This window comes from Kitasatospora sp. NPDC057940, from assembly GCF_042887425.1.
Lineage (GTDB): Bacteria > Actinomycetota > Actinomycetes > Streptomycetales > Streptomycetaceae > Kitasatospora.
Genome location: NZ_JBHVPH010000006.1, coordinates 15,477 through 39,227 on the forward strand (window position 1 = coordinate 15,477; position 23,751 = coordinate 39,227).

Sequence of the window (23,751 nt, forward strand, 5' to 3'; positions counted from 1 at the left end):
AGAGGGGGAGGCCTGTCGGGTTCGCCCGCCCGGGTCGAGCCGCTGTCCGCAGCGGCTCCGGCCGGCCGGCGTGCGCACCCCCGCCGGTCCGTGACCAGGAGGCCTCGACCACCATGAACGCCCAGCCGAACGCGGGACGCCCCACCGGCGCCTCGACCCTCACCGAGCTTGAGCTGGCCAGCCCCTTCGAGAACCGCCACATCGGCCCCGACGACGCCGCGCAGCAGAAGATGCTGGCGTCCATCGGCTACGGCTCGCTGGACGAACTCGCCGCCACCGCCGTTCCCGAGGCGATCCGCTCCATCACCGGCCTGGACCTGCCCGGCGGCCGCAGCGAGGCCCAGGTGCTCGCCGAACTGCGCGAGCTGGCGAGCCGCAACCAGGTGCTCCAGCCGATGATCGGCCTGGGCTACTACGGCACCTTCACCCCGCCGGTGATCCTGCGCAACGTCATGGAGAACCCGGCCTGGTACACCGCCTACACGCCGTACCAGCCGGAGATCTCCCAGGGCCGCCTGGAGGCGCTGCTCAACTTCCAGACCCTGGTCTCCGACCTGACCGGCCTGCCGACCTCCGGCTCCTCGCTGCTCGACGAGGGCACCGCGGCCGCCGAGGCGATGGCGCTGGCCCGCCGCGTCACCAAGGTCAAGGGCGGCGTCTTCCTGGTCGACGCCGAGACCCTGCCGCAGACCACCGCGGTGATCAACACCCGCGCGGTGCCGACCGGTGTCGAGGTCGTCGTCGCCGACCTGTCCGAGGGCATCCCGGCCGAGATCGCCGAGCGCGGCGTCTTCGGCGTGCTGCTCCAGTACCCGGGCGCCACCGGTGTGGTCCGCGACCTCGCCCCGGTCATCGAGCAGGCGCACGGCCTCGGCGCGATCGTCGCGGTCGCCGCCGACCTGCTGGCGCTGACCCTGCTCGCCTCGCCGGGCTCGCTCGGCGCCGACATCGCCTGCGGCACCTCGCAGCGCTTCGGCGTGCCGATGGGCTTCGGCGGCCCGCACGCCGGCTACCTGTCGGTGCGCGCCGAGTACGCCCGCTCGCTGCCCGGCCGCCTGGTCGGAGTCTCGGTCGACGCCGACGGCAACCGCGCCTACCGCCTGGCGCTGCAGACCCGCGAGCAGCACATCCGCCGCGAGAAGGCCACCAGCAACATCTGCACCGCCCAGGTGCTGCTCGCCGTCATGGCCTCGATGTACGCCGTCTACCACGGTCCGGACGGCCTGGCCGACATCGCCCGCCGCACCCACCGCTACGCGGCCGCCCTCGCCGAGGGCCTGCGGGCCGGCGGCGTCGAGCTGCTGCACGGCGAGTTCTTCGACACCGTCACCGCCGTCGTCCCGGGCCGTGCCGCCGAGATCGCGGCCGCCGCCCGCGCCAACGGCGTCAACGTCCACCAGGACGGCCCGGACCGGATCTCGATCTCCACCGACGAGACCACCACCCGCGAGCACCTGGCCGCCGTCTGGGCCGCGTTCGGCGTCCCCGCGGTCGAGGTCGCCGAAGGCGCCGACGCGCTGCCGGCCGCGCTGCTGCGCCAGGACGAGTACCTGACCCACCCGGTCTTCCACAGCCACCGCTCGGAGACCGCCATGCTGCGCTACCTGCGCCGCCTGTCGGACCGGGACTACGCGCTGGACCGCGGCATGATCCCGCTGGGCTCCTGCACCATGAAGCTCAACGCGACCACCGAGATGGAGGCCGTCACCTGGCCGGAGTTCGGCCAGCTGCACCCCTTCGCGCCGATCGAGCAGGCCCAGGGCTTCCTCAGCCTGATCCGCGAGCTGGAGCGCCAGCTGGTCGAGGTGACCGGCTACGACGCCGTCTCGATCCAGCCGAACGCGGGCTCGCAGGGCGAGCTGGCCGGCCTGCTGGCCGTCCGCGCCTACCACCACGCCAACGGCGACACCCAGCGCGACGTCTGCCTGATCCCGTCCTCCGCGCACGGCACCAACGCGGCCTCCGCGGTGATGGCCGGCATGCGCGTGGTCGTGGTGAAGACCCTGGTCGACGGCGACGTGGACGTCGAGGACCTGAAGGCCAAGATCGAGCAGCACCGGGACAGCCTCTCCGTGCTGATGGTCACCTACCCGTCCACCCACGGCGTGTACGAGACCCAGATCACCGACATCTGCGCCCTGGTGCACGAGGCCGGCGGCCAGGTGTACGTGGACGGCGCCAACCTGAACGCCCTGGTCGGCCTCGCCAAGCCGGGCAAGTTCGGCGCGGACGTCTCGCACCTGAACCTGCACAAGACCTTCTGCATCCCGCACGGCGGCGGCGGCCCGGGCGTCGGCCCGGTCGCGGTGCGCGCCCACCTGGCGCCGTACCTGCCGAACCACCCGCTGCAGCCGGAGGCCGGCCCGGCCACCGGGGTCGGCCCGATCTCGGCGGCGCCGTGGGGCTCGGCGGCCATCCTGCCGATCTCCTGGGCGTACGTCCGGTTGATGGGCGGCGAGGGCCTCAAGCGCGCGACCCAGGTCGCGGTGCTGAACGCCAACTACATCGCCAAGCGGCTGGCACCGCACTTCCCGGTGCTCTACACCGGCCCCGGCGGGCTGGTCGCGCACGAGTGCATCATCGACCTGCGTCCGCTGACCAAGGAGACGGGCGTGACGGTGGACGACATCGCCAAGCGCCTGATCGACTACGGCTTCCACGCGCCGACGATGTCCTTCCCGGTGGCCGGCACGCTGATGATCGAGCCGACCGAGTCCGAGGACCTGCACGAGATCGACCGGTTCTGCGACGCGATGATCGAGATCCGGGCCGAGATCGACAAGGTCGGCTCGGGTGAGTGGGCGGCCGCGGACAACCCGCTGCGCAACGCCCCGCACACCGCCGCCGAGCTGGCCGGCGACTGGGCGCACGGCTACTCGCGGCAGGAGGCGGTCTTCCCGGCGGGCGTGAACCCGGCGGACAAGTACTGGCCGCCGGTCAGCCGGATCGACGGCGCGTACGGCGACCGCAACCTGGTCTGCTCCTGCCCGCCGCTGGAGGAGTACGGCGTCTGATCCGGACCGGACGTACGGCAGGGCCCCGACGGCACGTACCGTCGGGGCCCTGCCCGTTGTCGTCGTCCGGCGGCTGCCCCCGCCGGTGCGGTCAGGCCGCGTGGGCGACGGGGCGGCGCGGTGCGATCACCCGGCCGTCGGGCAGCAGCTCTCCGGTGTCCTCGAACAGCACGACGCCGTTGCAGAGCAGGCTCCAGCCCTGCTCCGGGTGGCAGGCCACCGTGACGGCCGCCTCGCGGTCCTCGGACTCGGCCGACGGGCACTCAGGACGGTGCTGGCACATACGTACCCTCGCTTCGCTCTGCGATCCTCCCCCGTGGTGCGGCCGCCGGCGGAGCCGTCGGGAGCCGCCGCGGTAGCCGGATCCTGTCCGCGCACCGACCAGGTGTGGACCGGCGCTCAAGTGGGTAGGACAGGTGGTCCTTCCACGCTGGTTCCCAGTGTCGGCATCTGCGGTCGTGCGCGCAGGGATTTCGTGACATGCGCCACAACTCCCGGGTAGAGATCACCCGTTCAGGTGGGTCCGGCGGGAAAAGGCGCACCGATGGGTCAGCTGCGGCATGGCCCGAGGAGGTCAGGGCGGATGGCCCGTCCGGGTGGTTCGGGCGGGCGAGGGCGACGCGCACGCCCACGGGCCGCCGGGTGGTGGCCCGGCGGCCCGGCGGCGTGGGGCCGGCTCAGGAGGAGCCGAGCAGCAGTGGCTTGGCGAGCGGCGCCCGGGCGAGCAGCGGCAGCAGCTCGCCGGCCGGGTAGGCGCGGTGCGCGGTGACGCCGAGCGGGGCCGGGGCCAGTGGGATCAGCTGGTCGGCGGCCGGGTCGGTGTCGGGGCCGTGCAGCCACAGTGCCGTCGCGTACTGCCCTGGGAAGGTCAGCAGCCGGGGCTGCTGACGGGACCGGGAGCCCTGGGCGAGCTGCCAGGCCTGGCGCAGCGCCCGGACCGTCGAGTCGAGGTAGGGGCCGGCGGTGAAGTGCGAGAAGGTGTGGCCCTCGACGGCCTGGACGACCTCGGCGGCGGCGGCGACCTCGGCGCCGTCCTTGATCAGGAAGCGCCAGCCCGTCCGGCGGGCGGCGCGCAGCTCCGGGCGCGGCCCGTCCAGGACGTGGACGGCGAGCGGGTGCGTGGGGAGCAGCGTGCCGACCGGATGGCGCAGTGCTGCGGCGGCGGGTTGGCGCAGCGCGGTCTCCGAGTCGAGTGCGGCCAGGACGGCGCGCAGGGCGCTCGGCGGGGGCTGGGGGGTCTGCAGAGTCATGGCGGGGTCCGCCTCTCCGTGCGAGATCGGCGTGCGAGTGCGGCATACCGGCGTGGCGCGGCGTGTCATCGGTGACGGGACCTGGCCGTGTCCGGTTGTGCATGATCGCGGTGCCGGCGCGGTCGCCGCCGTCGACGAGGGGTTCGAGGCGGAGCGGGCCGGCCGGAGCGCAGTGCGAATTCTATCGAACAGGTGCGCAGGGTGACCTGTTTATCACAGGCGGTGGCGCCGGGCAAGTCGGCAGATCTGCTGAATATCCGTCAGTTTCCTTGCATTGCAAGCCAGTACAAGCATTCGGGTATCGATCTTCGAGGTGGGCATGATGCTTGCACGGTCGGGTCGGCCGGTGTCTCAGGAGGAGGGGACCGTGGGCGAGAAGGTCGTGGCGACTCGTGCTGATCTGGCGGACCGGCAGCTGTACCGGCGCAAGCTCCAAGCCTGCCTCGACGCGCTGGGGCGGATGCTGCGCGAGGACCGGTTCGACCGGCCGCGGGCGGTCATGGGCCTGGAGATCGAGCTCAACCTGGCCGACGAGGACGGCCTGCCGGCACTGCGCAACGCGCAGGTGCTGAGCGCGATCGGCTCCAGCGACTTCCAGACCGAACTGGGCCAGTTCAACGTCGAGGTGAACATCGTGCCGCACCGGCTGTGCGGGCACGTCTTCGAGGACCTGCGCGAGGAGCTCGAAACCGGGCTGCGCTACGCCGACCGGCGGGCCGCCGAGGCCGGTGCCCGGATCGTCATGGTGGGGATCCTGCCGACCCTGGAGCACGGTCACACCGGCCTGGACGCGATCTCCCACAACCCGCGCTACAGCCTGCTCAGCGACCAGATCCTGGCCGCCCGCGGCGAGGACATCGCGCTGGACATCGAGGGCGTCGAACACCTCCAGCTGGAGACCATCACCATGGTGGCCGAGGCCGCCGCGACCTCCCTGCAACTGCACCTGCAGGTGACCCCGGAACGCTTCTCCTCGGTGTGGAACGCGGCCCAGGCGATCTGTGGGGCGCAGCTCGCGCTCGGCGCCAACTCGCCGTTCCTGTTCGGGCGGGAGCTGTGGCGGGAGACCCGTCCGGTGCTGTTCCAGCAGGCCTGTGACACCCGTACGGCGGAACTCAAGGCGCAGGGCGTCCGGCCGATCACCTGGTTCGGCGAGCGCTGGGTGGACTCGGCGTACGACCTGTTCGAGGAGAACCTGCGCTACTTCCCCGCCCTGCTGCCGATCTGCGACGACGAGGACCCACTGAAGGTGCTCGCCTCCGGCGGCGCGCCCCGGCTCGCCGAGATGCGGCTCCACAACGGCACGATCTACCGCTGGAACCGGCCGGTGTACGACATCGCGGGCGGGATCGCGCACCTGCGGGTGGAGAACCGGGCGCTGCCGGCCGGGCCGACGGTGGCCGACACGCTCGCGAACGCCGCCTTCTACTACGGGCTGGTCCGGGTGCTCGCCGAGCAGCCCCGGCCGGTCTGGACCCGGCTGCCGTTCGAGCGGGCCGACGAGAACTTCCGGCAGGGCGCCCGCTACGGCATCGACGCGGTGTTCCAGTGGCCGCGGGCGGGCCGGGCGGGCCGCGGCGGCGGGCTGACCACGGTGTCCGCCGTCGACCTGGTGCTCAACGAACTGCTGCCGATGGCCCACCAGGGCCTGGACGAGTGGGGCGTGGAGCCCGCCGACCGGGACCGCTACCTGGGGATCATCGAGCAGCGCTGCCTGCGCCGTACCAACGGCGCGGCCTGGCAGAGCGCGACCTTCCACCGGCTGCGCGAGCAGTACGGGATGGACCGCCCGGCCGCGCTCGCCGCGATGACCAGGCGCTACATCGAGCACATGCGCACCGGTGAGCCGGTGCACACCTGGCCGGTCGGGTAGCCGGACCGCTGTGTCAGGATGACCGTTCCGGCGGTCGGCCGACGGCCGGAGCGACGCCCGCCCCGCTGGAGCCCCCGTGACCACCCTCCCGACCGCACCGGAGACCGCGAAGCCCACGCGCCGGCTGCTCGGCGTGGAACTGCTGATCGTCCTCGGCCTCTCCCTCGGGGCCAGCGGCGTCAGCGCGCTGATCAGCTTCGCGGCCTCGCTCACCGAACCGATCCAACTCGGCCAGCAGGTCGCCACGTTGAACGGCTCGCGGGCGCCCGGCCGGCCCTGGCTGGACCTGGTGTGGCAGCTGTACTACATCGGGCGCGGGCTGATGCCGGTGGTGCTGGTCGGGTACCTGCTGGTGCGCGAGGGCGCCGCGCTGCGGGTGCTCGGCTTCGACCTCGGGCAGAAGCTGCGCGACCTCGGCCGGGGCGCCGCCGTGGCGGCCGCGATCGGCGGCTCCGGGCTGGTGCTGTACCTGGCCTCGCAGGCGGCCGGCTTCAACCTGACGGTGGCGCCGTCCGGGCTGCCGGACGTGTGGTGGCGGATCCCGGTGCTGGTGCTCTCCGCGTGGCAGAACGCCGCCCTGGAGGAGGTCGTCGTCCTCGGCTACCTGGTGCGCCGGCTCGGGCAGCTGGGCTGGTCGTGGCCGGCGGCGGTGGTGGCGAGTTCGGTGCTGCGCGGCTCGTACCACCTGTACCAGGGGGTCGGCGGGCTGGTCGGCAACATGGTGATGGGGGCGGTGTTCTGCCTGCTCTACCGGCGCTGGGGGCGGGTGATGCCGCTGGTCGCGGCGCACGCGTTGATCGACACGGTGGCCTTCGTCGGGTACGCGCTGCTCGCCGGGCACGTCAGCTGGCTGCCGACCCCCTGAGCGGGAGGCGGCCGGCCGGGGTGCGCGGCGGCCGGGCGAGCAGGCGGTCGACGTGCCGGCGCTCCAGGCCCGGGCCCGGGTCGATCGGCAGCAGCAGGCGGTCGCGGCGCCAGAGGGAGTTGCGGACCAGCCGCGGCGGGATGACGTCGTCCACCCAGGCGAACGGGCGGCCTGCGGCGTAGCGCAGCAGTGGGGCCCACTTGCGGGCCGAGAGCAGTTCCATCAGCGGGACGCGCGGGTCACCGGGCTGCGGGACGTCACCGGTGAAGCGGACCAGCGGGAGGGCGGGCAGGCCGATCGCCGGGGCGATGTGCGTGTTGGCGTGCTCCTCCCAGGTGGTGGCCCACACGAGTTCGTAGGTGCCGGCCAGCTCGCGCAGCCAGGCGCCGTGTCGGGCGGAGAGGAGCACCGAGTAGCCGAACAGGGTGTGGGTGTCGAACCCGGCGTCCGGGTGTGGGCAGACCGGGTTGAGCACCCCGTCGACGTCCAGGAACAACAGCGGCTTCGGCACCAGTGGCCCCCAGAGACGGTGGTGTGACTTACCTGGTCGGACGAACCTGGCGTACCAGTGGTTGCGTACGGCCGGGCGCACGCGGGGCGCACGGGGCGCTCACGGCGTGGCCACCGGCTCGGCGGCGGCCACCGGTGCGTCGACGGTGCTCCTGCGGGCCAGCCGGCGGACCTGAGGCTCCAGCAGCACGACCGCGCTGAGCACCAGGCAGACGACGGCGCAGGCCCACAGCGCGCCCGAGAGGCCGAGCACCGTGGCCGCCGGGCCGGCCAGCGCGATGCCGATCGGGGACAGCGAGAAGGAGCCGAACTCGTCGTACGCGGCGACCCGGGAGAACATCTCCTCGGGGATCTCCTGCTGGAGCGCGATCATCCAGTTGACGCCGAAGACGGTGACGCCGACCCCGGACAGGAACATCGCGAGGGCGAGCAGCGGCAGCGGCGCCTCCGCCGCCAGCGCCAGGGCGGGCACGCCGAACAGGAACACCCCCCAGTTGCCGACCAGCAGGATCCGGCGCGGCCGCCAGCGGGCCATCAGCACGCCGGTCACCACCAGCCCGACGCCGTAGGCGGCCATCGCCAGGCCCCAGTCGGACGCCCCGCCGAGGCGCTCCTTGGCGACCGTCGGCCCGTACACCGACTCGACCGCGCCGATGCAGGCGACCAGGACGGAGAACTGCGCCACGATCACCCAGAGCCAGCGGCGGGAGGCGAACTCCCGCCAGCCCTCCCGTAGATCGCGCAGCATGCTGTGGCCCTGCGGGGCGGGCGCCTGCTCGGCCTCCAGGAAGAACCGGAGCGAGGCGGCGACCAGGAAGCAGGCGCCGTCCAGGGCGAGCACCCAGCCGGGGCCGACGGCGGCGGTGAGCGCGCCGCCGAGCGCGGCGCCGCCGATCTGGGAGGCGTTCTGGCCCATCCGGAACACCGAGAAGGCCCGGGCGGCGTGCTCCGGGGCGACGGCCCGCAGCATCATGCCGCCGGAGGCGGGGGAGTAGAGCGCGTACCCGGCGCCGCCGGCGGCGGAGAGCAGCATCAGCTGCCAGAGCTGGATGTTCCCGGCCAGCACCAGCGCCGCCAGGACGACCTGGGACAGGCCGCTGAACAGGTTGGCGGCGACCATGATGTGGTGCCGGGGCATCCGGTCGGCGAGGGCGCCGCCGACCACCAGGAGCAGGACGGTGGGCAGCAGCCGGGCGGCGGTGACGTAGCCGACCTCGGACGTGGTGCCGCCGTGGCCGAGCACGGCGAAGGCCGTGGCGATGGGGGCACCGGCGTTGCCGAGGCCGCTGACCACGGTGGCGGCGGTCTGGATGCGGAAGTTGCGGCTCGCCCAGGCGAGGCGGCGGGGGCGTGGGGGTCGGCTCGGCACTTGGAGACTATGGCCGCGGTTCGTACGGCTGTCCAACGGGTTTTCACGGCTGGGACGGCATCAGCCCAGGTGGCCCCAGAGGAAGGTGAGGGTGCGGCGCCAGGCGGTCGCGGCCTGGAGCGGGTCGTAGGTGCCGAGCGGGTTCTCGTCGTTCATGAAGGCGTGGCCGGCCGGGTAGAAGTGGATCTCGGGGCGGACGTCGGTGGCCTCGCCGATCCGGATCGCGGCCTCGTCGACGGCGGCCATCGGGATCGAGCCGTCCCGTTCGCCGTAGTGCCCCAGGACGTGGGCGGTCAGGCCCCGGTAGTCGAAGTCCGGGTCGGGCGGGAGGCCGTAGAAGGGCACCACCGCGGCGACCCGGTCGCCCTCCCGGGCGGCCAGCAGCAGGGCGAAGCCGCCGCCCATGCAGAAGCCGACCACGCCGACCGCGTCGCCGACCACGCCCTCCAGGGCGAGCAGGTGGTCGACGGCCCCGGAGAGGTCCTCGACGGCCCGCTCGACCGGGAGTTCGCGGGTGAGCCGGGCCGCCTCGGTGCGGTCGTGGGTGGTGGCGCCGCCGAACAGGTCGGGGGCCAGCACGGTGAAGCCCTCGGCGGCGAACCGGTCGGCCATCGTCGCGACGTGCGTGGTGAGGCCCCACCACTCCTGCACCACCAGGCCCGGCCCGACGCCCTGGGGCGGGCGGGCCAGGTACCCGTGCGCGGTACGGCCGTTGCTCGGGAAGGCGACGTTCTGCCGGGAGCCGCCCTGGTCAGGCATGGGTTCCTCGCGGTGGGTCGGGCCGGATGCGGCGGGGACTCGACGGGGACTCGGCGGGGGCGGGCTCAGCCCATCTCCTCCAGGGCGCGGCCCTTGGTCTCCTTGATACAGAAGGCCACGAACGGGATGGAGAGCAGCGCGAAGGCCGCGTAGATGACGTACGTCGCCGACAGGTTCCAGTCGGCGAGGTTGGGGAAGGTGACGGTGATCGCCCAGTTGGCGATCCACTGGGCCGACGCGGCGACGGACAGCGCGAGCGCGCGGATCCGGTTGGGGAACATCTCGCCGAGCAGGACCCAGACCACCACGCCCCAGGAGAAGGCGAAGCAGAGCACGAAGACGTGCGCCGCGACCAGGGCGACGGTGGCGTGGGTGTTGTCGAGGGTGGCGGTGTCCCCCGTGCCCTGCCGGTACGAGAACGCCCAGGCGGCGGTGCCCAGCGCGAGCGCCATGCCGATCGAGCCGGCCAGGGCGAGCGGCTTGCGGCCGATCCGGTCCACCAGCGCCATCGCGATCACCGTGCCGATCACGTTGATGATCGAGGTGGAGAGGCTGATCAGCAGCGAGTTGGACTCGTTGATGCCGACCGACTGCCAGAGGAACGAGGAGTAGTAGAAGATCACGTTGATGCCGACGAACTGCTGGAACACCGAGGCCCCGATGCCGACCCAGACGATCGGCAGCAGGCCGAACCGCCCACCGAGCAGGTCCTTGAGCCGGGGCTTGTGCGAGGACTCCAGCACCGCGCGGATCTCCGCGACCCGGACGTCCAGGTCGACGTCCTCGCCCTCCACCTCGCGCAGCACCTTGCGGGCCTGGTCCTCCCGGTGGTCGGCGATCAGGTAGCGCGGCGACTCCGGGATGGCGAGCGCCATCAGCCCGTACACCAGGGCCGGGATGGCCTCCACGCCGAGCATCCACTGCCAGGCCTGGATGCCGCCCAGGTGGCCGGTGGACTCACCTCCGGCGGCCTGGTTGATCGCCCAGTTGGCGAGCTGGGAGACGGTGATGCCGAGCACGATCGCCATCTGCTGGAAGGAGGCGAGCCGGCCCCGGTAGGCGGTCGGCGCGACCTCGGCGATGTAGGTGGGCGCGATCACCGAGGCGATGCCGATCGCGATGCCGCCGACCACGCGCCAGGTGGCCAGCACCTGGATGCTCGGCGGGAACATCGAGCCGAGGCCGCTGATCGCGAACAGGCCGGCGGCCAGCAGCATGGTGCGGACCCGGCCGAGGTGGTCGGCGAGCCGGCCGGCGGCCACCGCGCCGGCCGCCGAGCCGAGCAGCGCGATGGCCACCACGAAGGCCGTTTCGCCGTTGCCCACGGCGAAGTGCTTCTGGATGCCCGTCACCGCACCGTTGATCACCGCGCTGTCGTAGCCGAACAGGAACCCGCCCATCGCGGCGGCGGCGGAGATGAAGATGACGTGCCCGAGGTGGGCCTCGCCCGCCCGATGGCTGTTGAGTGTGGACAAGCGCGCTCCCCGAGGTGGACGGGCCCGCTCTGACGGCCGAGTGGGCAGGACTCGTCTCACATTCGAGCAGCGGCGGGGCCGCCCTGCTCGAATTGGGGGCCGATCGGGTGATTCGGGGTCAGCCAGGGGCAGTCATCAGGGGCGCGATGGGCCGTTCGCGCCGGGAGCGTGAACGGGCGGACGCGCCCCCGGGCCAGCCGGTGCGCCTGCCGGGGCAGTTGACGCGCCCCCCGGTCGCCCGGTGCGCCCCGGTCAGCTGACGCGCCGCCGGTGCCGGCGCAGCAGTTGGGTGCGGGCGGCGGCGTCCTGGTCACGCCGGGGGTGCGGGGCGTCCGCCCGGTCGGCCTCGCGCTCGGCCAGCCGGTCGGCGATCGCGTGCTGGGCGTCGGCCGGCTTCTTGTCGTCGTACTTGAACTTGGCCCGCACCTCGCGGACCGTCAGGCGGAGCCCGCGCACGCCGGGGAGCAGCCGGGAGAACTCGCCCTCACCGGGCACCACCCGGGTGTCCGGCGTCTCCGGCTGGAAGTGCGCCAGCTGGCGGTTGAGGATCTCCGCCTTGCCCGCCGCGGACTCGACGAGCTCGGCGGTGCAGTGGAAGTGGACGGAGGCGTAGTAGCTGGTGGGCGTGCCCGGCTCGCCGCGCCAGTGGCCGGGCGCGAAGGCGTAGTCGTCGGTGACCGCGAGGGTGACCTGCGGGTCGGCCCGGACTGCGGCCAGCAGCGGGTTGGGCGTGGCGAGGTGGAGCAGGATCTCGCCGCGCTCGGCGTCCAGCAGGAAGTGCGTCGGGACGAGCACCGGGCCCTCGCCCGGTCCGCCGTTGGCGGCGAGCAGGCCGAAGTCGCGGCCCTCGGCCAGCCAGGCGCGCCACTCCTGTTCGTCGCCGCGGTCCCAGGATCTGATCAGCATTGGCGGGCCCTCCGTCAGCGGGGGTAGCCGCGCAGGTGCGCGGGCAGCGGGACGGTGGTGGAGTCGGCCGGCTCGGGGGTGCCGTGCACGGTGGTGACCGGGATCAGGCCGGACCAGTGGGGCAGGTCGAGGTCCTCCGGGTCGTCGTCGGCGCCGTCCGCGCGGGTCTTGGCCGAGACCTCGTCCAGGTCGAGCCGCAGGACGGCGGTGGCGGCGAGTTCCTTGGCGTTGGCCGGGCGGACCTCGGCGGAGCGGCCGGGGATCGCGTGGTCGACCAGCGCGGCCAGCGCGACGTCCAGCTCCTCGGGGTCGGTGACCTGGTGGGCGGTGCCGTGCGCGACGACCGAGCGGAAGTTGACCGAGTGGTTGAACGCGGACTTGGTCAGCACCAGCGCGTCGACCAGGGTGACGGTGAGGCAGACCGGCAGTCCCTGGTCGGCGGAGGCGCTGCGCAGCGGACGGCTGCCGGTCGAGCCGTGGACGTACAGCCGGCCGCCGACGCGGGCGTAGATGGTCGGCAGGACGACGGGGGCGCCGTCGGCGACGAAGCCGAGGTGGCAGATGTACGCGTGGTCGAGGATGTCGTGGATCGCCTCCTGCTCCCAGGTGGCGCGGTCCTTGTAGCGGGTGGGGGTGGTGCGGGGGGTGCGGGAGTAGCTGGCGGAGCCTTCTGAAGGGGCCGACATGACAACCTCTATGTACTAGTGCATAATTTGCTTTGTGCTAGGAGACTATCCGCTGAAAGGGCGACGCGCCAGCGAAATCGCGTCCCACATCGAACAGGGCGTGAGCACCGGGCGCCTCGCCCCCGGAACCGCGCTGCCCCCGCTGCGCGACCTCGCCGCCGAACTCGGCGTCAACCCCAACACCGTCGCCGCCGCCTACCGGCTGCTCCGCGACCGCGGGGTGATCGAGACCGCCGGCCGCAAGGGCAGCCGGATCCTCCCCAGGCCCGCGCTCACCCCGCGCGACCAGATCCGCGTCCCCGTCCCCCCGCACGCCCGCGACCTGTCCGGCGGCAACCCCGACCCGGCGCTGCTGCCCGACCTCGCCCCGGTCCTCGCGGCCGCCGCCGGGGCCGCCCGCGCCGAGCCCGTCCTGTACGGGCACCCGGCCATCGACCCCGGGCTGCTCGCGCTCGCCCGCGCCTCCTTCGAGGCCGACGGCCTGCCCGGCGGCCCGATCGCCGTCGCCTCCGGCTCGCTCGACACCATCGAGCGCATCCTCGCCATCCGGCTGCGCCCCGGCGACGCCGTCGCCGTCGAGGACCCGGGCTGGGGCAGCCTGCTCGACCTGCTGCCCGCGCTCGGCCTGCGGCCCGCGCCCGTCCGGCTGGACGACGAGGGCCCGCTGCCCGACTCGCTCGCCGCCGCGCTGGCCGAGGGCGCCCGTGCGGTGGTGGTCACCAGCCGGGCGCAGAATCCGACCGGCGCCGCGCTCACCGCCCGCCGGGCCGAGGAACTGCGGGCCGTCCTGGCCGAGCACCCCGGCGTGCTGCTGATCGAGGACGACCACGGGCACGGCATGGTCGACCAGCCGTACCACTCGCTGGTGGGCGCCGGCGCGCGGCACTGGGCCGTGGTGCGCTCGGCGGCCAAGGCGTACGGCCCGGACCTGCGGCTCTCGGTGGCCGTCGGCGACCAGGACACCATCGGGCGGGTCACCGGGCGGCTGCGCCTGGGCGCCGGCTGGGTCAGCCACCTGCTCCAGCGGGCCGTCGCCGAACTGTGGCGCACCGACGCGGTGCCGGTCGCCCGGGTGGCCGGCGTCTACCGGGCCCGCCGGGACGCGCTGCTCGGCGAGCTCGCCGCGCGCGGCATCGAGGCGCACGGCGAGAGCGGGCTGAACGTCTGGGTGCCGGTGCCGGACGAGACCTCCGCGCTGGTGGCGCTGGTGCAGCGCGGCTGGGTCGCGGCGCCCGGCGCGCGCTACCGCGTCCAGTCCCCGCCCGGGCTGCGGCTCACCGTGGCCCAGCTGGAACCGGCGGACGCGCGGCGGCTGGCCGAGGACCTGGCGGCCGTGCTGGGGGCGGGCGGGGCCGGTTCGCGGCTGGTGTGAACCGGGCTGCTCCGGTCCGGTTCGACCCGTTCGTCCCGCCGGTCTGAACCCGGTGCTCCGCTGGTCTGAACCCGGCGGTAACAAAGCGGGAAACCTGGTGCAGATACCTAGCGGTAACCAGTGCGGGCATGTCATGTTCATCGCGCCACCGGCCGGCGGCCCACCCTCACCTAGGCGTCTCCCCGTCCCCACCGCACGGGGAGACCGAGCCGCAGGAGTTCCGCCGTGCCCGAAAACAGTTCGAGCATCACCCGCAGTGCCCCTCGACTCCGCCGACGGCTGCTCACCGCGGCCCTCGCCCTCCCGCTGGCCGCCGGCGGTCTGATGGCCGGCGGCCTCGCCACCGCCGCGTCGGCCGCCGCGGCCCCCTCGGTACCCCTCGCCGCACCGGGCGGCCCCACCGCCAGCGTCACGCTCGGCGACAGCTACATCTCCGGCGAGGCCGGCCGCTGGATGGGCAACGCCGCCGGCACCAGCGGCAGCCGGGCCGGTACCGACCGCGCCTGGAACGGCAGTTCCGCCGACGCCTCCCGGATCTACGGCCCCACGGCCGCGAGCGGCTGCGACCGCTCCGACGTCGCCGAGGTGCTCAGCGCCTCCACCGGCGCGCAGAACGAGATCAACCTGGCCTGCTCCGGCGCCGTCACCGCGAACATCTTCCGCGCCGCCAACGGCGGCCAGACGCTCAAGGGCGAGGCCCCGCAGGCCGACCAACTCGCCACCGTGGCACGGCAGAACAACGTCAAGCTGATCACGCTGTCGATCGGCGGCAACGACCTCGGCTTCGGCGGCATCATCTCCAACTGCGTCCAGGACTACCTCATCTGGTACTCCTACTGCCACGACTCCGCGCAGTCCTCGATCGACTCGAAGATGCCCACGGCGATGGCTGGGGTCGGCAAGGCGATCGACGAGATCCGCGCGGTGATGGCCGGGGCCGGCTACGCGCAGGGGGACTACCGCCTGGTCCTGCAGTCCTACCCCTCGCCGATCCCGCGCAGCGCCGAGATGCGCTACCCGGAGAGCGGCTGGACCCGCTCGAACACCGGCGGCTGCCCGTTCTGGGACGGTGACGCCGACTGGGCGCGCGACTCGATGGTGCCGCAGATCTCCAAGTCGCTGGCCGGGGTCGCGGCGTCCAAGGGCGCCCAGTTCCTCGACCTCTCCGACATGCTGCAGGGCCGCGAGGTCTGCTCGACGGCCACCCGGCAGCCGACCGCCACCGCCGGACCGTCCGCGACCACCAGCGAATGGGCGCGCTTCCTGGACGGCGGCCTCAACTCCACCCAGGGCGTGCTGCAGGAGTCGATGCACCCCAACTACTACGGGCAGCAGGCGCTCGGGCGCTGCCTGACCCTGCTGTGGGGGCAGAACAGCGGCGACTACGCGTGCCGCAACACGGCGGGGCAGGACGCGAGCGGGATGTACCTGGCGGCGCGGTGACGTCGTGACACGGGGGTGTCGTGACGCCGGGCTGTTCTGGCACTCGACTGTCGTGACGCCCGGTTGTCACGACGCCGGGCCGTTGTGACGCGATGCCCGGCGCCCATTTCCGGACCGGTTCCGGAGGCGGGCGCCGGGTGGCTCAGCCCTTGGCGAGCAGGGCCTGGGCGTGCGCCCGGACCTGATCCTTCGTCAAGTAGGCGTCGGTGTACTCGAAATCGCGCATCCTGGCGGGCTGCCGGGCGAGGAAGCCGGTCCGGACGAAGTCGTCCCCGGCGGTCGCGTTGAGCAGCCAGTTGGCGCCCACCCGGAACTTGGCCGCGTTGGTGCGCATCGCCATCAGGTGGTAGCCGCGGGCCACCAGCTGGGCCGGCACCCCGTGCAGTTCCACGCCGAGCGGCTTGGACACCGCGTCCTTGCCACCCAGGTCGACCACCAGGCCCAAGTCCTTGTGGTAGTACGGCTCCAGGGGCTGGTTGCGGAGCGCGGCGATCACGTTGCCGGCCACCACGCGGCCCTGCCGGGCGGAGTGCTGGGCGGTCGGCGGGCAGACCGCGCCGTCGCCCTTGGCGAGGTCCGGTACGGCGGCCGCGTCGCCCAGCGCGAACACGTTCTCGAACTGCGGCACCCGCATCTCCGCCGTCACCGCGAGCCGGCCGCGGACCGTCTCCGCGTCCAGCGTGCCGATCAGCGGGCTCGCGGCGACCCCGGCGGTCCAGATCAGCGTTCGGCAGGGCAGCACCCGGCCGTCGGTGAACTTGACCGACTCGGCGCCGACTTCGGCCACCGAGACGCCCAGCGACACCTCGATCCCGCGGCTGCGCAGCACCTCCAGAGCGGACAGGCCCAGTGCGTCGCCCAGCTCCGGCATCAGCTTCGGGGCGATGTCGATCAGGTGCCACTTGATCTGCCGGGCGTCCAGGCGCGGGTAGCGGTGGGACGCGGCGGTGGTCAGGCGTTGCAGGCAGGCGGCCGTCTCGGTGCCCGCGTAGCCGCCGCCGACGACCACGAACTGGAGCCGGGACTCGCGCTCCCGCTGGTCCAGGGTGGCCGAGGCGAGGTCGAGTTGGGCGATCACGTGGTCGCGGACGTAGGCCGCCTCGGCGAGCGTCTTCATCCCGCGGGCGTAGTCGGTCAGGCCGGGGATGTCGAAGGTGCGGGTGACGCTGCCGGGGGCGAGGACCAGGTAGTCGTACTTCTGCGCCACCACCTCGTCGGTGATCTTGCGGACCACGCACACCTTGGAGGCCGGGTCCACGCCGATCGCACCGCCCGGAACGATGTGGGTGCGGCGCAGCGTGCGGCGCAGGGAGACCGCGACCGACTGCGGGGTCAGCACGCCGGCCGCGACGTGCGGCAGCAGGGGCAGGTAGAGCTGGTAGCTGAACGGCGTGACCAGCGAGATCTCGGCCTCCGACGGCGCGAGCTTGCGTTCGAGTCGGCGGGCGCACTCCAGGCCGGCGAAGCCGCCGCCCACGATCAGGATCCGAGGTCGTTCCATCGCTCATCCCTTTGCCGTGCAGGTCGTAACCGCGAAGGTCCCCATTGCTGTCCGCCACACTCGCACGGAGCAGCGGGGGCTGCCACCGGGGTGGGGCGGATGGCGGAGGGGTGGGAGGGGGCGCACGGAGGGGAGGAGGTGACGGGTCGGCACCGATAGGCTGTCGGGCGTGCTCCCCGAGGTGACGGCGGTCCGTTATGTGACGCCACTGCGAGAAGGCGGCTCGATGCCGGGCCTGGTCGAGGCCGACGACCGGCGGCTGTACGCGCTGAAATGGGTCGGCGCGGCGCAGGGCCGGAAGGCGTTGGTGGCGGAGGTGCTGGCCGGGGAGTTGGGCCGGCGGCTCGGGCTGCCGGTGCCGGAGCTGGTGACGGTCGACCTGGATCCGGTGCTGGCCCGCAGCGAGCCGGACCAGCAGGTCCAGGACCAGATGCGGGCCAGTGGCGGGACCAACCTCGGGATGGCCTTCGTCAGCGGCGCGCTCAACTTCGACCCGCTCTGCTTCGAGGTGGATCCGGAGCTGGCCGGCCAGGTGCTCTGGTTCGACGCGCTGATCGGCAACGTCGACCGCTCCTGGCGCAACCCCAACCTGCTGGTGGCGACCGGCGGGCTGCGGCTGATCGACCACGGCGCGAGCCTGATCTTCCACCACCACTGGGCGGGCGCCGCCGCCTGGGTGCGCCGCCCGTACGACGCCTCGGACCACGCGCTGCTGCGGGCCCGGCCGGACCTGACGGCCGCCGACAAGGCGCTCGCGCCGCTCGCGGAGGCCGCGATCGAGGGCGCGGTGGCGCGGATCCCGGAGGTCTGGCTGCTGGACGAGCCCGGCTTCGACTCGCCCGAGGCGGTGCGCGCCGCGTACCGCGCCCAGCTGACCGGCCGACTGGCCGGTCCGCGCGACTGGCTGCCGGAGGTGCCCGCATGACCGAGCCGAGGACGCCCGCGCTGCCGGCCGCCGTCGAACTGCACGACTACGAGTACGCCGTGATCCGCGCGGTGCCGCGGGTGGAGCGCGGCGAGTGCGTCAACGTGGGGGTGCTGCTGTACTGCCGGCAGAACGGGTACCTGGCCGCGCGCACGCACCTGGACCAGGCCCGGCTGCTGGCGCTCGACCCGGTGGCGGACGTGAACGGGGTGCGGCGGGCGCTGCACGGGATCGAGGCGGTGTGCGCCGGGGGCCCGGAGGCCGGTCCGGCGGCGGGGGACAGCCCGGGGCAGCGGTTCCGCTGGCTGACCGCTCCGCGCAGTGCGATCGTCCAGCCGGGGCCGGTGCACACCGGGCTGACCGCGGACCCGGAGCCGGAGCTGCGGCACCTGTTCGATCAGCTGGTGCTCTAGGCTCTCGACCGGCCGGTGCTGCAGTTCCGGTCAAGTCGTCGACGGTTGCCGTGGTCAAAGCTTGAGTTGCTGAAGCACTTGGCCGTACGCTGACCCCATGGGTTCGACAGCGACGACGACCGTACCGACCAACGCCGAGTTGATGGAAGCGTTGGCCGCCGTCGGCGCCGCGTATTTCCAGGACTTCGCGGCGGCCGCCGCCCGGCACGGGCTCTCCTCCTCGCAGGCCAAGGCGCTCGGCGCGGTGCAGGAACCGGTGCCGATGCGGGCGCTGGCCGGACGGCTGGGCTGCGACGCCTCCAACGTCACCGGGATCGTGGACCGGCTGGAGTCGCTGCGCCTGGCCCACCGGGAGGCCGCCGCCGGTGACCGCCGGGTGAAGATCGTCGTGATCACGGACGAGGGCCGGGAGATCCTGAACCGCATCCGCGGCGAGATGGCCCGCACCCACCAGGCCTTCGAGGCGATGACCGACGAGCAGCGGATCGCGCTGCACTCGATCTGCGCGCAGGTCCTGCCGGTGCTGGCCGGCCGGGCCCCCGCCCAGTAGGCCGCCCGGCAGCGGGCCGCGCCGCGCCCGGCGGGAGCCGTCGGGCGGGTCCGGTCGGAGCCGTCCGCTCCGGCCCGGGTCGGAGCTGCCCGGTGCGCCGACGTTCCGGCTGACCTCGGCTGTTAGGCTTGCGAAGCGTGAGCGCGAAGCCCCAGATCCCCAATGTCCTGGCCTCCCGGTACGCCTCGGCGACCCTGGCCCAGCTGTGGTCCCCCGAGCACAAGGTGGTCCTCGAGCGCCACCTGTGGCTCGCCGTCCTGAAGGCCCAGCAGGACCTCGGTGTCGAGGTACCGGCGAACGCCGTCGCCGACTACGAGCGGGTGATCGACCAGGTCGACCTCGGCTCGATCGCCGCCCGTGAGCGGGTCACCCGCCACGACGTGAAGGCCCGGATCGAGGAGTTCAGCGAGCTCGCCGGCCACGAGCAGATCCACAAGGGCATGACCTCCCGGGATCTGACCGAGAACGTCGAGCAGCTGCAGATCCGCCAGTCGCTGGAGCACGTGCGCGACCGCACGGTGGCCGTGCTGGTCCGGCTGGCCCGCCTGGCCGCCCAGCACTCCGAGCTGGTCATGGCCGGCCGTTCGCACAACGTGGCCGCGCAGGCCACCACCCTGGGCAAGCGCTTCGCGTCGATCACCGACGAACTGCTGGTCGCCTTCCGCCGCCTGGAGGAGCTGATCGCCCGCTACCCGCTGCGCGGGATCAAGGGCCCGGTCGGCACCGCCCAGGACATGCTGGACCTGCTCGGCGGCGACACCGACAAGCTCGCCGAGCTGGAGCGCCGGGTCGCCGGGCACCTCGGCTTCGACAACGTGTTCATCAGCGTCGGCCAGGTCTACCCGCGCTCGCTGGACTTCGAGGTGCTCACCGCCCTCGTCCAGCTGGCCGCCGCGCCGTCCAGCCTGGCCAAGACCATCCGTCTGATGGCCGGCCACGAGCTGGTCACGGAGGGCTTCAAGGAGGGCCAGGTCGGCTCCTCGGCGATGCCGCACAAGATGAACACCCGCTCCTGCGAGCGCGTCAACGGCCTGGCCGTCATCCTGCGCGGCTACGCCTCGATGACCGGCGAGCTGGCCGGCGACCAGTGGAACGAGGGTGACGTCTCCTGCTCGGTGGTGCGCCGGGTCGCGCTGCCGGACGCCTTCTTCGCCTTCGACGGCCTGCTGGAGACCTTCCTGACCGTCCTCGACGAGTTCGGCGCCTTCCCCGCCGTGATCGAGGCCGAGCTGGACCGCTACCTGCCGTTCCTCGCCACCACCAAGGTGCTGATGGGCGCGGTGCGCGCGGGCGTCGGCCGGGAGACCGGCCACGAGGTCATCAAGGAGCACGCCGTCGCCTCCGCGCTGGCGATGCGTGCGGGCGCCCGCGAGAACGAGCTGCTGGACCGGCTGGCCGCCGACGAGCGGATCCCGCTGGACCGGGCCGGGCTGGACGCGCTGCTGGCCGACCGGCTCTCCTTCACCGGTGCGGCCGGCGCCCAGGTCGCCGAGGTGGTCCGCCAGGTGGAGGCCGTCGCCGCGGCCTACCCGGAGGCCGCCAAGTACGCGCCCGGCGACATCCTCTGACGATTCGTCAGCTGGTTGAGGGCCCTGTCGCCGATCCGGTGGCGGGGCCCTCGTCCGTGTGGACGTGGCCCGGGTCGAGCGGCGGGGTGGTGCCGCAGGCCCACTCGCAGTCCGGCTCGGCCACCGGGCGGTCCGTCGGCGCGAGCACGTTGCCGCGGACGGTGGCGAAGGCCGTCAGCCCGCCGGTGACCAGCAGCCCGGCGCAGATCAGCATCGCGGTGCGGAAGGCGGAGTCCACCGCGGACGGCACCCGGTAGGCGTCGCCGCTCAGCCCGGCGAGCGAGGGCAGCGCGGCGACCGCGAGCAGACTGGCCGCGCGGGCGGCGGCGTTGTTGACGCCGCTGGCGATGCCCGCGTGCCGGACCTCGACGGCGGCCAGCACCGTCGCCGTCAGCGGCGCGACCAGCAGGGTCATCCCGCAGCCCAGCACCGTGACGGCGGGCAGCACGTCCGCCCAGTAGGAGGAGTCGGGGCCGGTGCGCAGCATCAGCAGCACCCCGGCGGCGCACACCAGCGGACCGACGGTGAGCGGGATCCGGGGGCCGATCCGCTTGCCCAGCCGCCCGGCGCGCGCCGACAGGGTCAGCATCAGCACGGTGATCGGGACCAGGGCGAGGCCGGAGACCAGCGGGGAGAAGCCGGAGACGATCTGCAACTGCACCACCAGCAGGAAGAACACCCCGCTGAACGCCGCGTAGACGCAGAGGGTGACCAGGTTGACGGCGGTGAACAGCCGGGAGGAGAAGAGGCCGAGCGGCAGCATCGGCTCGGGGGTGCGGCGCTCGACCGCGATGAAGGCCGCGCCGAGCAGCAGGCCGACCGCGCCGGTGAGCCAGACCGCGGGGGACAGGCCCTCCCCGGCGGCGGTCAGCGCGTAGGTGACCGCGCCGAGGGCGAGCGCGGCGAGCAGCGCGCCGGGGACGTCGAAGCGGCCGACGGCGCTCTCGTTCCGGCTCTCGGGGACGAACCGGGAGGTGACCGCGACCACGGCGGCCGCGAGCGGCAGGTTCAGCAGGAAGATCCACCGCCAGCCGGGGCCGTCCACCAGCCAGCCGCCGAGGAAGGGGCCGACCGCGGCCGACACCCCGCCGAGGCCCGACCACAGGCCGACCGCAGCCGAGCGGTCGTCCGGGTGGAAGACGGCTTGCAGCATGGCGAGCGAACCGGGGGTGAGCAGCGCCCCGCCGATGCCCTGGACGGCGCGGGCGGCGATCAGCACGTGGATGGTGGGGGCGGCCGCGCAGGCCGCGGAGGCGGCGGCGAACCAGAGCACGCCGATCAGGAAGACCCGGCGCCGGCCGTACCGGTCGCCGAGCGCGCCGCCGAGCAGGATCAGCCCGGCCAGGGTGAGCAGGTAGGCGTTGAGCGTCCACTGCAGGGACGCGAGGGAGGCGCCGAGATCGGTGCCGATGCGGGGCAGCGCGACGTTCACCACGGTGCCGTCGAGCATCGCCATGCTGGAGCCGAGCACCGTCGCGAGGAGGACCCAGCGTCCCCGCGAGGTGCCCAGACGCAGTGTTCCTGCTTCGGAGGTGGCCACGGGCCGATCCTGCGCCCGTGGGGCGTACGTGACAAGGGTCACCGGGGGGTGTGTCGGTGGGTGCGCGGTGCGTGAGCGGGCGGGTGCGCAGCGGCGTCGGAATCGGCGCAGTGTCGTGGATCAGTGGCGCCCGGTGAATGGATTGTGCACGTACGGTGCAGCCGATCATTCGGAGGGTCACCGCAGCTCGGGGGGTTGTTTCCGGTTCAAGTGATCGACATTGCTTCACCCGAACGGATGGGTTTTAGTTCAGCGACCGCCCGGCCAGTCCGGACGGATCCACCGGGTGGAACGCCGAATCCTGCCGCTGCCCGGTGGCTCGCACCGAACTCTGTACGGCAGGAGCGGGGGACCCACAGGTAAGTCGCCGGACCGGAAACGGCACGCTTTCGCGTACCCGGATCCAGGGCCGGCTAGGGGTGAAGCCGCATGTGCGGCCGGGCAACTCCAGCCCGAACCCGACAGCTCACCTCGCAGGCGTCGGAGAGGAAAATTCCATGCCTGCACAGGCTCGTCGTATCGCCCTGCCCCGCGCCGCCCGCATCGGGATCGCCACCGCCGTCACCGGTGTCTCCTTCGCCCTGCCGCTCGTCACCGCGATGAGCGCCCAGGCACACCCCGCGCCGGCCGCCGCGGTCACCGCCGCCCCGGCCGCCGCTCCCGCCGACCAGGCCCAGGCTTCCTCGCAGGAGAGCTACCGCGTCGTCAGCGGCGACACCCTGTCCAAGATCGCCGACGCCCAGCACGTCGACGGCGGCTGGCAGGCGCTGTACGACCACAACCGTGAGGTCGTCGGCGGCAACCCGGACCTGATCTTCCCCGGCCAGAAGCTCGTGGTCGCCGGCCAGGCCGCCCCGGCCAAGCCCGCCGCCCCGGCGAAGCCCGCCCAGCCGTCCGCCCAGGACGCCGCGCCGGCCACCACCGCCGCCAAGCCGCAGGCCCAGCTGGAGGTCCAGACCGAGGCGGCCAAGCCGTCCGCGCAGCTCCAGACCCAGCTGCAGACCGCCGCGCCGACCACCGCGGTCACCGCCGTGCCGGTCGCCGCCGCCTCGGCCTTCGTCGCCCCGCTGGCCAACCCGAAGCTGGGCACCGCCTACGGCGTGGCCGGCTCGATGTGGGCCTCCGGCCACCACACCGGCCAGGACTTCGTCGCCTCCACCGGCACCCCGCTGCGCGCCGTCGGCAACGGCGTCGTGGTGAAGGCCGGCAACGGCGGCGCCTACGGCAACGAGGTCGAGATCAAGCTCGCCGACGGCCACTACGCCGAGTACGCGCACCTGTCCTCGATCGGTGTGAAGATCGGTCAGACCGTCAAGGCCGGACAGCAGATCGGCCTCTCCGGCGCGACCGGCAACGTGACCGGCCCGCACCTGCACTTCGAGATCCGCAACGGCTCGGAGTACGGCTCGGACATCAACCCGGTCGCCTACCTGCGGGCCCACGGCGTCGCGCTCTGACCCGTGCCGGATGCACCGGATCTGACAGATCTGCCGGATGTGCCGGATGTGTCGGATGAGGAACCACCGCTGCTACGGGGCGAATCGACCGCCCGGGATGGTCATGTCGGGTGACCGCTCGACCGGGTGATCGCCGCAGCAGTGGACATGGGCGCGGGACACGCCCAGGCCGGCCCGGCTCCCGCCAACTGGCTCCAGAGACGGGCCGTCCGGTGGCTTTTCCGGGACCCGGCTGGGTACCCCGGTGTCAATATAACATGAGTTAAGTAGATTGG

General features: G+C 73.3%; 20 protein-coding genes and 1 riboswitch. Of the genes, 10 read left to right on the plus strand and 10 right to left on the minus strand.

What is annotated here, in order from left to right; all coding sequences use genetic code 11:
• Positions 1 to 113 precede the first annotated feature (113 nt).
• A complete protein-coding gene (gene gcvP, locus ACFVTF_RS12210) occupies positions 114 to 3,014 on the plus strand; it encodes an aminomethyl-transferring glycine dehydrogenase (protein ID WP_387812587.1) in 2,901 nt (966 codons plus the stop codon).
• Between the two features lie 91 nt (positions 3,015 to 3,105).
• Here the strand turns inward: gcvP and ACFVTF_RS12215 are convergent, their stop codons facing one another.
• Both ACFVTF_RS12215 and ACFVTF_RS12220 read right to left on the minus strand, forming a co-directional pair.
• Positions 3,106 to 3,297, minus strand: a complete 192-nt coding sequence (locus ACFVTF_RS12215) for a DUF5999 family protein (protein WP_387812590.1) — start codon at positions 3,295 to 3,297, stop codon at positions 3,106 to 3,108.
• Positions 3,298 to 3,691: 394 nt separating this feature from the next.
• A complete protein-coding gene (locus ACFVTF_RS12220) occupies positions 3,692 to 4,264 on the minus strand; it encodes a hypothetical protein (protein ID WP_371521282.1) in 573 nt (190 codons plus the stop codon).
• 367 nt (positions 4,265 to 4,631) lie between these two features.
• On the opposite strand from ACFVTF_RS12220, the gene ACFVTF_RS12225 reads away from it, so the two are divergent.
• Both ACFVTF_RS12225 and ACFVTF_RS12230 read left to right on the plus strand, forming a co-directional pair.
• Positions 4,632 to 6,137, plus strand: a complete 1,506-nt coding sequence (locus tag ACFVTF_RS12225; protein WP_350879027.1) for a glutamate--cysteine ligase — start codon at positions 4,632 to 4,634, stop codon at positions 6,135 to 6,137.
• A 76-nt stretch (positions 6,138 to 6,213) separates the two neighbouring features.
• Positions 6,214 to 7,002, plus strand: coding sequence for a CPBP family intramembrane glutamic endopeptidase (locus tag ACFVTF_RS12230; protein WP_387812594.1), 789 nt, complete (start codon positions 6,214 to 6,216; stop codon positions 7,000 to 7,002).
• Here ACFVTF_RS12230 and ACFVTF_RS12235 read toward each other — a convergent pair.
• The 6 genes from ACFVTF_RS12235 to ACFVTF_RS12260 form a co-directional block, all read right to left on the minus strand.
• Positions 6,980 to 7,516 (minus strand): HAD domain-containing protein, encoded by a 537-nt coding sequence (locus ACFVTF_RS12235; RefSeq protein WP_371522971.1) that lies wholly within the window; start codon positions 7,514 to 7,516, stop codon positions 6,980 to 6,982. The genes ACFVTF_RS12230 and ACFVTF_RS12235 overlap by 23 nt on opposite strands.
• A gap of 96 nt (positions 7,517 to 7,612) precedes the next feature.
• Positions 7,613 to 8,881, minus strand: a complete 1,269-nt coding sequence (locus ACFVTF_RS12240; protein WP_387812597.1) for an MFS transporter — start codon at positions 8,879 to 8,881, stop codon at positions 7,613 to 7,615.
• Between the two features lie 60 nt (positions 8,882 to 8,941).
• Positions 8,942 to 9,640: a dienelactone hydrolase family protein gene (locus tag ACFVTF_RS12245; RefSeq protein WP_387812600.1), complete on the minus strand. Its 699-nt coding sequence runs from the start codon at positions 9,638 to 9,640 to the stop codon at positions 8,942 to 8,944.
• A gap of 65 nt (positions 9,641 to 9,705) precedes the next feature.
• Positions 9,706 to 11,115 carry a sugar porter family MFS transporter gene (locus tag ACFVTF_RS12250; protein ID WP_387812603.1) on the minus strand — a complete coding sequence of 470 codons (1,410 nt, stop codon included), beginning with the start codon at positions 11,113 to 11,115 and terminating at the stop codon, positions 9,706 to 9,708.
• A 252-nt stretch (positions 11,116 to 11,367) separates the two neighbouring features.
• Positions 11,368 to 12,021 (minus strand): FMN-binding negative transcriptional regulator, encoded by a 654-nt coding sequence (locus tag ACFVTF_RS12255; protein WP_371521297.1) that lies wholly within the window; start codon positions 12,019 to 12,021, stop codon positions 11,368 to 11,370.
• A gap of 14 nt (positions 12,022 to 12,035) precedes the next feature.
• On the minus strand, positions 12,036 to 12,707 hold the full coding sequence (locus ACFVTF_RS12260) for a pyridoxamine 5'-phosphate oxidase family protein (RefSeq protein ID WP_387812607.1): 672 nt from the start codon (positions 12,705 to 12,707) through the stop codon (positions 12,036 to 12,038).
• Between the two features lie 34 nt (positions 12,708 to 12,741).
• Between ACFVTF_RS12260 and ACFVTF_RS12265 the strand changes: the two genes are divergently transcribed.
• Positions 12,742 to 14,079 carry an aminotransferase class I/II-fold pyridoxal phosphate-dependent enzyme gene (locus tag ACFVTF_RS12265; protein ID WP_387812610.1) on the plus strand — a complete coding sequence of 446 codons (1,338 nt, stop codon included), beginning with the start codon at positions 12,742 to 12,744 and terminating at the stop codon, positions 14,077 to 14,079.
• 225 nt (positions 14,080 to 14,304) lie between these two features.
• The gene (locus ACFVTF_RS12270; RefSeq protein WP_387812613.1) at positions 14,305 to 15,522 is read left to right on the plus strand and encodes a GDSL-type esterase/lipase family protein; all 1,218 of its coding nucleotides are present in this window, start codon (positions 14,305 to 14,307) and stop codon (positions 15,520 to 15,522) included.
• Between the two features lie 142 nt (positions 15,523 to 15,664).
• Here the strand turns inward: ACFVTF_RS12270 and ACFVTF_RS12275 are convergent, their stop codons facing one another.
• The gene (locus tag ACFVTF_RS12275; protein WP_387812616.1) at positions 15,665 to 17,023 is read right to left on the minus strand and encodes an NAD(P)/FAD-dependent oxidoreductase; all 1,359 of its coding nucleotides are present in this window, start codon (positions 17,021 to 17,023) and stop codon (positions 15,665 to 15,667) included.
• Positions 17,024 to 17,192: 169 nt separating this feature from the next.
• Here ACFVTF_RS12275 and ACFVTF_RS12280 point away from each other — a divergent pair, with 169 nt between their 5' ends.
• The 4 genes from ACFVTF_RS12280 to purB all read left to right on the plus strand — a co-directional run bounded on the left by ACFVTF_RS12280 (position 17,193) and on the right by purB (position 20,479).
• A complete protein-coding gene (locus ACFVTF_RS12280) occupies positions 17,193 to 17,948 on the plus strand; it encodes a HipA family kinase (RefSeq protein ID WP_079136059.1) in 756 nt (251 codons plus the stop codon).
• The gene (locus ACFVTF_RS12285; protein WP_350879042.1) at positions 17,945 to 18,361 is read left to right on the plus strand and encodes a DUF3037 domain-containing protein; all 417 of its coding nucleotides are present in this window, start codon (positions 17,945 to 17,947) and stop codon (positions 18,359 to 18,361) included. Before ACFVTF_RS12280 ends, ACFVTF_RS12285 begins: the two co-directional genes overlap by 4 nt.
• A 97-nt stretch (positions 18,362 to 18,458) precedes the next feature.
• Positions 18,459 to 18,911: a MarR family winged helix-turn-helix transcriptional regulator gene (locus ACFVTF_RS12290; RefSeq protein WP_387812620.1), complete on the plus strand. Its 453-nt coding sequence runs from the start codon at positions 18,459 to 18,461 to the stop codon at positions 18,909 to 18,911.
• Positions 18,912 to 19,048: 137 nt separating this feature from the next.
• Positions 19,049 to 20,479 carry an adenylosuccinate lyase gene (purB, locus tag ACFVTF_RS12295; protein WP_371521316.1) on the plus strand — a complete coding sequence of 477 codons (1,431 nt, stop codon included), beginning with the start codon at positions 19,049 to 19,051 and terminating at the stop codon, positions 20,477 to 20,479.
• Positions 20,480 to 20,486: 7 nt separating this feature from the next.
• Here the strand turns inward: purB and ACFVTF_RS12300 are convergent, their stop codons facing one another.
• The gene (locus ACFVTF_RS12300) at positions 20,487 to 22,019 is read right to left on the minus strand and encodes an MFS transporter (RefSeq protein ID WP_387812624.1); all 1,533 of its coding nucleotides are present in this window, start codon (positions 22,017 to 22,019) and stop codon (positions 20,487 to 20,489) included.
• 312 nt (positions 22,020 to 22,331) lie between these two features.
• A riboswitch (cyclic di-AMP (ydaO/yuaA leader) is annotated at positions 22,332 to 22,514 on the plus strand.
• A gap of 2 nt (positions 22,515 to 22,516) precedes the next feature.
• Here ACFVTF_RS12300 and ACFVTF_RS12305 point away from each other — a divergent pair.
• The gene (locus ACFVTF_RS12305) at positions 22,517 to 23,476 is read left to right on the plus strand and encodes a peptidoglycan DD-metalloendopeptidase family protein (protein WP_387812627.1); all 960 of its coding nucleotides are present in this window, start codon (positions 22,517 to 22,519) and stop codon (positions 23,474 to 23,476) included.
• Positions 23,477 to 23,751: the final 275 nt, after the last annotated feature.